Origin of the sequence: Tenacibaculum tangerinum (assembly GCF_029853675.1) — a bacterium.
In the GTDB taxonomy this organism is placed as follows: Bacteria; Bacteroidota; Bacteroidia; order Flavobacteriales; family Flavobacteriaceae; genus Polaribacter; species Polaribacter tangerinum_A.
This window is the reverse complement of sequence record NZ_CP122539.1, coordinates 2,892,868-2,906,772: the sequence shown is the minus strand read 5'-3', so window position 1 is coordinate 2,906,772 and position 13,905 is coordinate 2,892,868. Positions and strand designations below refer to the sequence as shown.

Sequence of the window (13,905 nt, the reverse complement as noted above, 5' to 3'; positions counted from 1 at the left end):
AGTAGTCAAAATTCAAATTGACATTCTTTTTAAACACTAATGATTCCTATAAAGCTGCACATCGCATTAAAAATTAAAATTAGAACAACCTAAAGTCTGTATATGGTTAAAAGCCTTATCAATGTACTAAATAGTATGATAGAATTAGCTCTAAAAAAGGGAACGCTATTGGTCTTCTATAAACTCTTTTGGCGTTTTTCCATAATGCTTTTTGAAGAGCGTGCTAAAGTACTTTGGATCGTGAAATCCAGACTCATAAGCAATGTCTGAAATTCTACTGTGCACTTTCTTTTTCATCAACTCCTCTGCGTGTCCTAATTTAATTTTTATAATTAAATCTGAAGGAGACATTTGAATTAGACCTTTCAATTTTCTAAACAGATTGGATCTACTGAGTCCCATTTTTTCACATAAAACATCTATTGAAAAATCTTTTTCTGTTAAATTCTCCTTAATAATAGTGATGACATTAGATAAAAAACTTTCATCTGGAGTTAGTTGCTTTTTTACTTTTTTGTCATCTAGCAAACGATTTACATTTTCTCTAGATTTTAGTAAATTATTAATAGTGGCTTTAAGAATAGATACGTTAAATGGTTTTTCTACATAAGCATCGGCACCAGTTTCTAATCCTTGTATTTTATCGTCAACATCAGCCAATGCAGTAAGCATTATTATGGGTATATGGCTTGTTTTAAAATTAGTTTTTAGCAACTTACAAAGCTCTTTGCCATCCATTTTTGGCATCATAATATCGGTAATAATAAGATCAGGATTTTTTGAAAGGGCCAACAACAAACCTTCTTTACCGTTTGAAGCTTCAATTACAGTATAGTTTTTTACCAGTTCGTTTTTGACCGCTGCTCGCAGGTCTTCATTATCTTCTACCAGTAGTATGAGTTTATTTTTAGTAATAAAGTCATAAATATTAGCGTTCGATTCTTCTTGATCATTTTCGTCTATAACATGCTTCTGACCATAATGTTCTGTGCCACTCGGTAAAATAATGGTAAATTTAGAACCGATATTCTCTTTACTTTCTAAGAGAATTTCACCTCCATGTAATTCAACTATTTTTTTAGATAGTAACAAGCCTATACCCGTACCTGGAATTCCTTTATTCGATACATTTGTACCTCTAGTGAAGCGTTTAAATATTAGTTCTTGTTGTTTTTCTGGTATACCAACACCGTTATCTATGAATTTTATTTTTAGATTTTTATCATCCAAATGAGCTTCTATGGTTATGGTACCTCCTTCATTACTGTACTTTATCGCATTAGATATCAAATTATAAAAAATTCTATTCATCTTCGCCTTATCAAACCATACTGGTATGTGTTTAACTTTTAGCGATACATCTAATGATTTTTCTTGCATAATAGGTGTAAAATCTTCAATAATTTTTGCCAAACAATCTTTTAAATCTACTTTGCTGATAAATAGTTCTAACTGGTTTTGGTCAATTTTTTGAAAATCTAACAATTGAGTAACATACTCATTTAGGTTTTGTGTATTTCTTTGAATAAGCTCAATTGATTTTTCTGTATTTTCTTGATTGGCAAGTTGCTTTACCAGCAATTGTATTAATGATACTGGGGTTCTAATATCATGGGCCACTTCAACAAAAAACTTGATTCTATTTTCATCAAATCTATTGCGAACATTGGCTCTAAAAATTCTAAAAACTAAATATCCAAAAAGAAGAAACAGTAGTATGTAAAGAGCGAATGCCCAGATGGTTTTCCAAAATGGTTTTTTTACTACGATTTCTAAAGTATAATCATTTTTACCTTTTACACCGTCTGCATTATAGCCTTTTACGTTCAGCTTATAGGTTCCTGGGGTAAGATTTGAATAATTAATTTTCTCATCGCCATAGTTTATTTGATAGTCTTTTTCATAACCAGAGAGCTTCACTTTAAATTCATTTCTTTTAGAGCCGTGGAACTTAATAGTTCCTAAATTAAAAGAGAGGGTGTTTTGATCGTAATCTAACACTAATTTCTTGGTATAATTAATGTTTTTAGAAAGCGTTAAACTATCTGGTTCTTTTCCGTTTATTTGAAAATTGGAGATGTAAATCTCTGAGATTGGCTTATCTTCTACTAAGTCTATTGGGTTAAAAATAACAGCGCCTTTTGCCCCACCAAATGCCAATCTTCCATCTTTAAACTTGGCAGAAGGTCCTATTCCAAATTTTTCTATGAACATTCCATCCTGCACACCATACTTTCTAAAAAAACCTTGTTTAATATTATACTTCCATAAACCTGAGATGGAGGCAAAATACAGGTTTTGTCGGTTGTCTTTTTTAATCGAAAAAACCGTTCCTATCGTTTTTTTAGAGTTATTACCTATATTTTCTAGTTCCTCTGTACTAAGATTGTACTTATGCAATCCATTTTTACTTCCTATCCAAATGCAGTTGTTTACATAGTCTAAATTTAAATCGTAAATTTGGTTGGAGGAATTGAAAACATCTTCTTCAATTTTTCGAACACTTGCATTGCGCTTATTGAGTTCAAAAAAACCAGAGTTAGTCCCCACGTAATTGATATTATCATACCCTTGAATTAACGATCTGACCAACCCTACAGAATAGGTGTTGATAAATTTGTTATTTCTAAAATGTGTTAGAGGAGCATCACTCGCTCCAATCCATAAATTATCATTATAGGTTTTGATTTTAAAAATAAAATTCGGAGATTTTTTAGATTCTAACGTAAAATTAGAAACTTTACCGCTGCTTTGATTTAAGGTCAATATCCCTTCTCCATACGTACCAAAGATTAATTTTTTTTGATATTCATTAATGGCCAAAACGGCGGTGTTAAATAATTTTGGGTCTTTATTGTAGTTCGTCCATCTCTTATTTTCGTATTTGCTAATGCCGTTTTCGGTACCAAACCAAAGAGCTCCAGAAGCAGATTCGTAAATAGACCTAATATTGTTATTTTGAATGCTGTTTTCATCGTTCTGTATGTGCCTAATATTGGTAAACACATTCTCTTTATCGTAAATAATGTTTATTCCATCTTCTCGAAACCCGAGCCAATACGCATTCGAATCATCTACAAAGATTTCATAAATACTATTCTGATTTATAGAGTTGTTATCGTCGGTATCGTGATTGAAGGATTTGACAGTTTCAAATTTGTCATTCAAGATAAATAAGCCCAATCTATCTATGGCTATTAAAGCATTGTTATTCTTATCAAAATCTATTTGACGAATAGCGTATGTTTTATTAGAAATTTGACTAACGGGTATATTTTTAATCTCCTGTTTATTGATAATATACAGCCCGCCTATTTCTGTACCAACCCAAATCCGTTCTTCGGCGTCAAAAGCAAAATCAATAATATCTTGATTTGATAAGTATCGTTGTTCTAAGGTTAGTGTTTTAGTGTTTTGTTGGTACTTAAATACAGAAAGGCCTTTTGATGTAGCTGAGTAAACTTTATTATTATAGAATGTTACTTTTCTGTTATTAATAAAGTTTTTGAGCTGAACATCTGTTGCCTCATGTGTTTCTAGATCATAAATTATAAAGCCCTCTGTGAGTCCGATGAGTATTTGAGAATTGTTTAGACTTGTTATTGATAAAAATTGATTTCTTTTTTCACTATATAATTCTTCAAAACTGTCGTAATCATAATGGTATTTGATTAAAATACCATTGGTACTTATTGCATACAGTTTTCCTTGAACGTTAAGAATGTCTGCAATTTCTATCCCTTTAAGTTTTTTACTATCGTTAAGGTTGTAATTTTTAATCTCTACCCCAGAATATCTGTTTATACCTTGATCTGTACCAATCCACATATAACCTAAACTATCGCGTTCAAAGGCATTTATGGTTCCGTTAATTAGACCATCTTTACTATCTAAACGAATAATTTGCTGCCCAAAAAAATTTTGAAAACAGCAAAAAAAGAAACCAAATACTAGGATATATATTCTCATTGTAAAACTTATTGTGATAAAAATAAAAATTAATTTAAACACATAAAAACTCAATGACTAATCATTGAGTTTTTAGCACTAGTAAGGTACATCTTTAAAAACGAATTACAACAATACCTTTTTTTAAGACTCTTTATCTTTTTTTGTTGGTACTTGACTTCGCAACCACCAGTCTCTATCAGTATTATATTTATACTTTAATTTTAATTTTTCTAATTCTTGCCTTAATTCCTTCTCTACTACATCGTAGTTTGCATCGTTAATTAAATTGTGCATTTCTCCTGGATCTTTTTCTAAGTCATAAAGCTCATCGATATCATTTTCTAAAAAGGCATCGACCAATTTATACTTACCAGCTCTAAGCGCTAACATATTTGGTCCTGCATAAGGGTACGCATCATCTACATAATACTCGAACATGAATGATTTTCGCCAGTCCTCATGCTCTTTACTTTCATCTAATATATTCACCATTGATTCACCTTGCATATAATTTGGTTTTTCTACTCCTGCTAACTCTAAAATAGTTGGTGCCAAATCGATATTCAAGGCATATTGATTAATAACAGTACCTGATTTAATTTTTTTAGGATATCTAATTAACATTGGGATTTTCATGGAATTTTCATAGGCAATTCTCTTATCCCAATACCCATGTTCTCCCATAAAATAGCCATTATCGCTACTGTAAATAATTACGGTATTTTCTAATTCACCAATTTCTTCAAGGGTCTGGAGTACCTTGCCAAGAGATTCATCGACCGCCAACAAAGTTTCTAACAGACTCTTAAATTTGTATCCTTTAATTGGCCAAGGTTTTGGCGCTAAAGTATCTGAGTGTACATACTCTTTCCATTTAGAATCCCAAGCCTTAATTCGCTGCCACTCCGGCTTTCCTGCGAAATTTTCTAAATGTGTATCGTACGGAGGTGTTGGCAGACTATCTTCCTTAAATATTTTGTTGTGCCTAGGAGCAGGAGAATGATTTTCATGCACCGCCTTATGCCATAGGTTTAAACTAAAAGGCTTGTTCGCGTCTCTTTTTTCTTTTAACCAGTTAACAGCTTTGTCGGTTAAAATATCTGTAATATATCCTTTTTCTTGATATTCTTTTCCATTATCATTTACTTTCGGATCGAAATAATCACCTTGTCCAATAAAGCTATACCAATAGTCAAAACCAGGTCGTATGTGTTTTTCATTTCTATAATGCGCCATGTGTATTTTACCTACATGAGCTGTTTGATAACCCGCCTTTTGCAGATGTGCATTATAGGGTTGGTAGGTTTCCCAGTCTGGGTCGACGTGTTTGTTATTTTGATTAACTCCATGTATGTGTGGATATGTTCCTGTTAAAAAACTTGCTCTAGAGGGAGAACAAATAGATTGGGTAACATAAAAATTTTCAAAAATTGCCCCTTCATCCTGCAATCGTTGCATGTTTGGCGTCTTTAAAAACGGATACCTTCCACTAGACTCTAAGGCATCAAACGGTTGGTCATCTACCAAAACAAACAAAAAATTCGGTTTTTTCTGTTCTTCTTTTTGTTTACATGATGAAAAACTTATTATTGAAACAAGCAACAGAAAAATAGTTTTATACGTACTAAATAAATTCATAATATGTTAATTGTTTTTTACCAGAATAAAATTAAAATGATGAAACAAAATGCGATGAGCATGTAAGACCAAAACCTGTAACTTTTGTAGATTGATTGTTCCTTTAAACTACTAGTTTCGCGTCTAAACTCGTCTAATGTAAATGTTAAGTTTTCTGTTTTTTCAAGTGGTGGTTTTTTAGTTGTTAAACTAACGACCACCATCACTAACATACTCCAAAAGAAATAATAAGGTACTGTGAGTAAAAAGTGAATATCTCCAAAAATTGAATGCCCATTATTTACAGTAAATATAATATTAGCGATTCCTAATAAAATTCCAGCTATCAGTCCAGAAAAAGCACCTGTTGCATTGGTTCTTTTCCAAAAAATACCTAAGATAAAAGCCGCTACAATTGGAGGTGCCATGATGGACAACATTTCTTGATAATATTTTAAGAGCGTTCCAAATTGTTTTCCAATCTGTGGTGCCCACATTACAGCAATTATTAATACTGTAATAGAAGCCATTTTACCAACTCTTACCTTTTGTTTTGAGGTACTTTCTGGTTTTATTTTACTGTAAAAATCCATTGTAAAAAGTGTGGCAACTGAGTTTAACAATCCACTTAAAGAAGAAGTTAGTGCAGCCACCATCGCAGCAATCATAAACCCTATAAGAATATTTGGTAAAAGCTCCATAATAAGATGAGGGTATACCATATCTGGTTTTGGTAAATCTGGAAATAGCTTGATAGCCATAACTCCGGGAATAATGATTAAGAACAAGGTTAGCATGGTTAAAAAACCTACTAATAATACCCCTTTTCGCCCTTCATCAACAGATTTAGCTGTGAGCACACGCTGTACCAATTGTTGGTTATTACCCCAAAAGAACATCCCTAGAATGGGAATCCCCACAATCATTCCTAACCAAGGTACCGAAGAATCGTCGTTAGGTCTCACTAAACTCATTAATATATCTCCTTCTGCAAGTAGCTCTTTTACATATTCTGCGCCTCCATTATAAGTGGCATATAACGTTAAAACAACCGAACCAATTAACAAGAAAATCCCCTGCATTAAATCAACTCTAATTGCTGCTGATAGCCCACCTGGAATCGTATACACCGCAACTACGATAGCAAATATGATTGAAAGTGTGAGTATTGATGCTTCTGGGAATACCAATTTCATAACCATGGCAGCAGCATATAAAGAGCCTGCTGCATCTAAAAAAATATTCACAATAATGGTAATTGCTGAAAAATAGTATCTAGAAGCTGTATTAAATCGTTTCTCAAGAAATTCAGGAATGGTAAATATTTTTGATTTGATATAGAAGGGCAAAATAAACCACGCAAAAAATATCATAACCAACACCGAAATCAGGTTATAATTAAACACCGCTATACCCGTACTGTAGGCATCACCTGCTTGTCCTATTAATGTAGAGCTAGAGATACTTGCTGCAAAAAGTGAAAACCCAATAACAGACCAACTCATACCACGACCTGCTAAAAAATAAGATTTCTCATCTTTACTTTTACTATACTTTATACCCAAGTACACGACAAAAAGAAAATAGAGTATAATGATTATAATATCTGCCCATGAAAGGCCATTTACCCATGCAGGGCCGTTGGTAATAAAACTATTTGCCAGCATATCTTAAGAATTTTGTTCTTCACTCAATGTGAAGCTAATTAACTCATTTACATCACAAGTTGCTAACCCAATGTACTTATCAGCACCACCATAATACACATATAATGTATCTCCAACAATCATATTTCCTGTAGGAAATACACAACCTTTATAATATCCTTCAATTTCATAATCAAATTCAGGTTCCATAATGTAATCTTTAGTTCTACCAATTACTTTCGTAGGATCATCCAAGTCTAACATCACTGCACCAACTCTATAATATCCTAGCCCCCCGTTCTCTACGCCGTGATAAAGCACTAACCAACCTTTATCTGTTTTAAGAGGAGGTGTACTACCCCCTACTTTTTCTTCCCATCCACCATCGATACCACCAATAATCATGGTGCTTGGTTCATTCCATACGAGCATATCATCACTAAAACGAATCCATACTGCAGGATTTGTAACCCCATATGCTTCACCAATCCACTCTTTCGGTCTGTGTAACATCGCATACTTTCCATTAATTTTCTCTGGAAATAAGATAACATCGCGATCATCTAAATTCGAATCTGTAATACGCCCAAGTTTTATCCACTCTTTAAAATCTTTCGTCATTGCTAGGGCAGAGTTTGCCATATTGTGTTTAATAAAATGAGGAGCGTGTTTTCCATGATCTTCAGTTAACACCTCATCATGCGCAAATTTCCAATATTGACCTGGAGGAAAAGGTCTGAATGCATACGTTACATAATAATAGTCATCAAACTTAACAATACGTGCATCTTCTATACATCCCATATCTGGTCCTTCTGCACTCGGTCCTAAGACTGGATTGTTCGATACGCGTTCAAAAACATAACCATCTTTACTTTCGGCAAGACCGAAACGAATGATATGCTCTTCATCGTCACCTGCCGCTCTGTAAAGCATGTAAAATTTATCACTGTCATAATACACCCCTGGATTGCATACTACAAGACTCTCCCAAGAATTTTCAGGATTTGGAGTTAGTATTGGATTTCCTTCAAATTTTTTAAGTTTCATATCTTAAATTATAGTAAAAATTAATTCATCTCTCACAATATTAAAATTCTGAAGACGACCAAAGGTTTTGATTCAGGTCATAGATATTGAATAAATGGTCATTATTTAAAATTGGCGCAATTCTCTGCGAAATCGTAAAGATGTATACTTATGAACAGGTAAAAAACTTATTTGCTCAATATATAAACCACAGCGAATATTTTTAGTTATATTTTTACTGCCAAATTAGTTGTTCATTTATGGAGAAATTATTTATCATAACCTGTATTCTTTTCATGTCTTGTCAAAAACCAGAAGAGAAAAATATAGCAAAACCAAATATCATTTTCATCTTATCAGACGATCACGCAACAAATGCAATTTCTGCATATAATGATAGATTTAAAGACATTGCTCCTACACCAAATATTGATAAGATCGCTAATGAAGGTGCTGTTTTAACTAATATATTTAGTACAAATGCAATATGTGGTCCAAGTAGGGCATCCATCATCACAGGAACATACAGTCACGTTAATCAGTATTATAAAAATTACAAAGGTGGTTATTTTGATGGCAATCAATGGACGTATCCAAAGGCTCTTCAAGCATCTGATTACCAAACTGCCTTGGTTGGAAAATGGCATTTAGCGTCGGAACCTCAAGGCTTTGATTATTATAAATATCATATCGACCACGGAGAGCAAGGAGTATACTGGAATCCGACTTATAGTGAAAATGGAACAAAGGTAAAAGAACAAGGCTATGCCACCAATATTACTACTGCATCTGCTTTGTCTTGGTTAAGTAAAAGAGATAAAAAAAAGCCCTTTGCTTTGTTGCTACAATTCAAAGCTCCTCACAGAGAATGGTCGCCAGACACGCAATACAAAGACTTGTGGGAAAATGAAGAAATTCCTCTACCAAAAACTTTTTATGATGACTACACAGGCAGAGAAAATACCGCTGGAGATACACATATGACCATGGACTTTTTTAACCGTAGAGATATGAAATTGACTCCTCCAGACAGTCTTACTAAAAAGCAAGTAAAAAAGTGGTTAGACTATGGTAATAAACCTGGACAGAATGTTACTCCGCATGACACCCTTTCTGGAAACAAGTTGAAAGAGTGGAAATACCAACGATATATAAAAGACTATTTGGCAACAATAAAATCGGTAGATGACAATATTGGAAAAGTTCTTAATTACCTAAAGGAAGAAGGACTGGATGAAAATACGATTATAGTATACGCATCTGATCAAGGTTTCTTTTTAGGTGAACACGGATGGTTTGATAAACGTTTTATGTATGAAGAATCAATGAGAATGCCATTTGTTATCAGGTACCCGAAAAAAATTAAACCAAATACAAACGTAAAAGATGTCATTGCGAATATCGATATTGCTCCAACCATTTTAGAAATGGCAGGAGTTGAAATTCCAAAAGAAATACAAGGAAAAAGTTTTTATTCGCAGTTGAAAGGAGAAAATAACACAGATTGGAGACAATCCATGTATTACCATTATTATGAGTATCCGTTTTGGCATCATGTTCAACCTCATTATGGCATAAGAACTGACAGATACAAATTAATTCATTTTTATTACGATGTAGATGTATGGGAATTTTATGATTTGCAAAATGATCCGAACGAATTAAACAATTTGATTAAAGACGAGTCATATCAACAACTCATTTCTAATCTTAAGGAAGAATTACATATGCTAAAAAAGGAATATGGAAACAACCTTAGTTTAACCGAATTGCGTAACATTTCAGATACTGATTTTGGCGGATTAGAATCGGGCAATAAAAAACAAGAACTAAAATAGTAAGTTTTTTCATGAAAACATATACATCTCTTTTCGCAATAGTACTCTTTAGTTTTCAAGTGGTGTTTTCTCAAAGTAACGCACCTAACATTCTTATTATTACTTTAGATGATATGAATTGGGATTCTGCAGGTATTTACGGAAATAAAATCCCTGAAATCACCCCTAATATTGACAACTTGGGTGCTACAGGATTGGTTTTTGAATACGGATATGTTCAAGCACCAAATTGTTCTCCTTCAAGAAGTGTTATTCAAACGGGTTTGTATCCTCATCAAAGTGGTGTGCGAGGTTTTTTTTATGTACAACCAAAATACGAAACGCTGCCTGAAATTCTTATGAAAAACGGATTTTACACTGGCGTTATAAATAAAGTAGCAGACTCTAGTTTAAGTCCAGATTTTGATGCTTTCTGGAATACCACCCTAGGATTTAAAGGTGCAGAAAAAAGATCTGCTAATGCCTACAGCAAATTAATGTCTGATTTTTTCGATACTACTAAAAAATCGAACAAACCATTTTACTGTGTTGTAAACATTGCCGATCCACATAAACCTTTTTTTAATGATAAGGCTTCGAGAAAAAAAGGATTTGATGTGTTTAAGCCATCTAGAATCTATACAAAAAAGGAGGTGGAAATACCTGAGTTCTTGCCAAAACACCCAAACATAAAACAAGAAGTACTCAATTATTATAATTCTGTAAGGAGAGGCGATGATTGTGTGGGAGCTGTTTTAAAAACGTTAAATGAAAGTATTTATAAAGAAAATACTATCGTAATACTTTTATCAGATCACGGAATGCCTTTGCCTTATGCCAAATCGACAACCTATCAAAACGGATTACGTGTTCCGTTTATAATGCAATGGGCGAATACCATTAAACCGGGCAACAGAAATACAAAAAATTTAGTTTCGGCGATAGACATAGCACCCACCATTTTAGATATATTGAACATAACAATTCCATCTTATTTTGAAGGGAATTCGTTTAACCCAACAACAGAGAATACCTCACCAGATTATGTTTTTGGTCAGTTTGATGAGAATGCAGGAGGAGTTCCAAGACCTTCAAGAACCGTTTTTAACAAAAAATACGGTTACATATTCAACCCTTGGGCTACTGGAAAATACGCGTTCAAATCTGCTTCAAATTCGTACACTTCCTACAAAACAATGGTAAAATTAGCTGAAACCGACTCTGAGGTGAAAAAACGTTTTAATCATTGGAAATATAGAGAAATAGAAGAATTGTACGATTATGAGAAAGACCCGAACGCATTGAACAACCTCATTAACAATCCCGAATATAAAGAGGTTGCCGCAAATCTTAAAAAAACTTTAGAAAACCAAATGAAAGCTACTGATGATTATGTTTTAGAAGCTTTCAAACAAAAAGACAACATACCATTTTTAAATACTTGGATGGAATGTCAAATTAAGGAAGCTAATCATAGAAACAAGACCCTTCAATGGAAACGATTTAAAAATAATAGCGGTCCTACAAAAAACAACTCAAAACTCTATTCCGTAAAATGAATTTATACCCACTAAAATTTAATCCTATTCCAAAGACAAAGCTTTGGGGAGGAAACAAATTAAAAAACGTATTAAATAAACCGTTCTCAGGAGAACATATCGGAGAGTCTTGGGAAATTTCAGACGTAAAAGGTGATGAAACTACCGTTGCTGAAGGTGCCATGGCAGGAAAAACTCTTAGAGAACTGATAGTAGAATTTAAGGATGAGTTTGTTGGAAATCGCGTATATGAAGAATTTGGCACTACGTTTCCGCTTTTAATCAAATTTATTGATGCAAAAACACCACTATCTATTCAGGTACATCCTCATGATGAAATTGCGAGAGAATTACACGATTCTTTCGGAAAAAATGAAATGTGGTATATTATGGATGCCGATGAAGATGCAGAAATCATTGTAGGATTCAACAAGCAATTAACTCAAGAAACGTATATAGAAGCTTTAGACGGCGGTAGCATTATGGACGTGTTAAATACCGTAAAATCGAAATCGGGAGATGCTTTTCATATTCCTACCGGAAGAGTTCATGCTATCGGGGGGGAGTTTTATTAGCCGAAATTCAACAAACTTCAGACATCACTTATCGCATTTACGATTTTGACCGAGTAGATGCAACTACTGGAAAAAAAGAGAGTTGCACAATGATTTGGCAAAAAAATCACTTGATTTTACCTTACATAACCAATACAAAACTTCCTACGAAACAAAAGAGAATATTTCTAACAAATTAATACACACCCCATATTTTACAACAAATTTTATCCCTCTTACTTCGAAAATTCACAAAGATTATAGCGCGATAGATTCCTTTATAATATATATATGTACTGAAGGGAGCTTGGAAATAACATCAAAAGAATCGAATTATTCTTTAGTAAAAGGAGAAACTATTTTAATTCCCAACTGCATCCATGAAGTTATCTTAACTCCCAATGAAAAATCTGAATTGTTAGAGGTATACTATTAAAAGTTATTGTTTTAAATTAGTTGACACAGCAAGAGACTATTTCATAATTTCTCATGAATTAAAGCTCCTATAATTGTACAACCATGGTGAAAAAATCAATTTTCTTAATTATTATAATTTTCAGTGTTTCAATATATTTTACTAATTGTAAAAACAAACCCACAAAAGTTACCAAAAGCAAAACTCCAAAAGGAATGGTTTGGGTGGAAGGAAAAGTTTTTTTACAAGGAGCAAAAGAAGCAGATACTTATGCAATGCCGAGAGAGAAACCGGCGCATAAAGTTGCTGTAGATGGTTTTTTTATAGATATCACAGAAGTAACGAATAAGCAGTTTAAAGAGTTTGTGAATGCGACCAATTATATTACCGTTGCTGAGAGAAAAACGGATTGGGAAGAGTTAAAAAAACAAGTTCCTGCAGGTACCCCGAAACCTCACGATTCTATCTTACAACCCGGAAGTTTACTATTTAATAAAAACGTAAATGCCGTTGCTAACATGCACAATTATACGCAATGGTGGACCTGGAAAGTTGGCGCAAATTGGAAACACCCAGAAGGCCCCAATTCTACTATCAATGGAAAAGAGAATTACCCTGTTGTTCATGTAGCCTTAGAAGACGCTTTAGCATATTGCAAGTGGGCAAATAGACGTTTACCTACAGAAGCCGAATGGGAATCTGCCGCTCAAGGCACAAATTACGATGCTATTTTTACATGGGGAAATAATGCAGAAGTTTTAAACTCAAAAGCGAATACTTGGCAAGGAATTTTTCCTGTTACAAATGAATCTAAGGATGGATTTGAATTTATATCTCCTGTAAAATCTTACGAACCTAATAGCATTGGTTTGTACGACATTACTGGAAATGTTTGGGAAATGACCAGCGATTTATTTCATGAACATTATTACAAACAGCTAGATATTTCCAAAACTATAGTAAATCCAAAAGGAGCCGCTAAATCGTATAGCCTTAGCAATCCGTATCAAACAGAATATGTGATAAAAGGAGGTTCTTTTCTATGTCATGCTTCTTATTGTGCAAGTTTTAGAATTTCTGCAAAAATGGGGGTTACGAAAGATTCGAGTTCCGATCATATGGGGTTTAGAACAGTTGCCACAGTAGAAATGTTATCTTCAAAATAATTTTTTCTCTAATAAACTTTAATTGTTATTGTTAGTTACAATTAAGAAGTGTAACTTTTATAACAGTTGCTGTTTGAAATTACAAACGGTATTTTTCTTTTCTTTGTATAAATAGCATATATACTTCCTGAATGACAAACCTTTCATTGTTCGTGATTCTGAAGATAAAAAA

Annotated in this window: 9 protein-coding genes; 5 read left to right on the top strand and 4 right to left on the bottom strand. The window is 33.4% G+C overall.

Annotated elements, in window-relative coordinates; genetic code table 11:
- Positions 1–165 precede the first annotated feature (165 nt).
- The 4 genes from P8625_RS12965 to P8625_RS12950 all read right to left on the bottom strand — a co-directional run bounded on the left by P8625_RS12965 (position 166) and on the right by P8625_RS12950 (position 8,264).
- Positions 166–3,969, bottom strand: a complete 3,804-nt coding sequence (locus P8625_RS12965; protein WP_279650869.1) for a hybrid sensor histidine kinase/response regulator transcription factor — start codon at positions 3,967–3,969, stop codon at positions 166–168.
- A gap of 123 nt (positions 3,970–4,092) precedes the next feature.
- The gene (locus tag P8625_RS12960) at positions 4,093–5,589 is read right to left on the bottom strand and encodes a sulfatase family protein (protein ID WP_279650868.1); all 1,497 of its coding nucleotides are present in this window, start codon (positions 5,587–5,589) and stop codon (positions 4,093–4,095) included.
- 17 nt (positions 5,590–5,606) lie between these two features.
- A complete protein-coding gene (locus P8625_RS12955; protein WP_279650867.1) occupies positions 5,607–7,235 on the bottom strand; it encodes a sodium:solute symporter in 1,629 nt (542 codons plus the stop codon).
- 3 nt (positions 7,236–7,238) lie between these two features.
- The gene (locus P8625_RS12950; protein ID WP_279650866.1) at positions 7,239–8,264 is read right to left on the bottom strand and encodes a glycoside hydrolase family 130 protein; all 1,026 of its coding nucleotides are present in this window, start codon (positions 8,262–8,264) and stop codon (positions 7,239–7,241) included.
- Between the two features lie 239 nt (positions 8,265–8,503).
- Between P8625_RS12950 and P8625_RS12945 the strand changes: the two genes are divergently transcribed.
- The 5 genes from P8625_RS12945 to P8625_RS12930 all read left to right on the top strand — a co-directional run bounded on the left by P8625_RS12945 (position 8,504) and on the right by P8625_RS12930 (position 13,733).
- Positions 8,504–10,081, top strand: a complete 1,578-nt coding sequence (locus tag P8625_RS12945) for a sulfatase family protein (protein WP_279650865.1) — start codon at positions 8,504–8,506, stop codon at positions 10,079–10,081.
- Positions 10,082–10,092: 11 nt separating this feature from the next.
- Positions 10,093–11,619 carry a sulfatase family protein gene (locus P8625_RS12940; protein ID WP_279650864.1) on the top strand — a complete coding sequence of 509 codons (1,527 nt, stop codon included), beginning with the start codon at positions 10,093–10,095 and terminating at the stop codon, positions 11,617–11,619.
- Positions 11,616–12,173, top strand: coding sequence for a type I phosphomannose isomerase catalytic subunit (locus tag P8625_RS16270; RefSeq protein WP_322790486.1), 558 nt, complete (start codon positions 11,616–11,618; stop codon positions 12,171–12,173). Before P8625_RS12940 ends, P8625_RS16270 begins: the two co-directional genes overlap by 4 nt.
- Positions 12,174–12,255: 82 nt before the next feature.
- Positions 12,256–12,588 carry a hypothetical protein gene (locus P8625_RS16420; RefSeq protein ID WP_407704745.1) on the top strand — a complete coding sequence of 111 codons (333 nt, stop codon included), beginning with the start codon at positions 12,256–12,258 and terminating at the stop codon, positions 12,586–12,588.
- 83 nt (positions 12,589–12,671) lie between these two features.
- The gene (locus P8625_RS12930) at positions 12,672–13,733 is read left to right on the top strand and encodes a formylglycine-generating enzyme family protein (protein ID WP_279650863.1); all 1,062 of its coding nucleotides are present in this window, start codon (positions 12,672–12,674) and stop codon (positions 13,731–13,733) included.
- Positions 13,734–13,905: the final 172 nt, after the last annotated feature.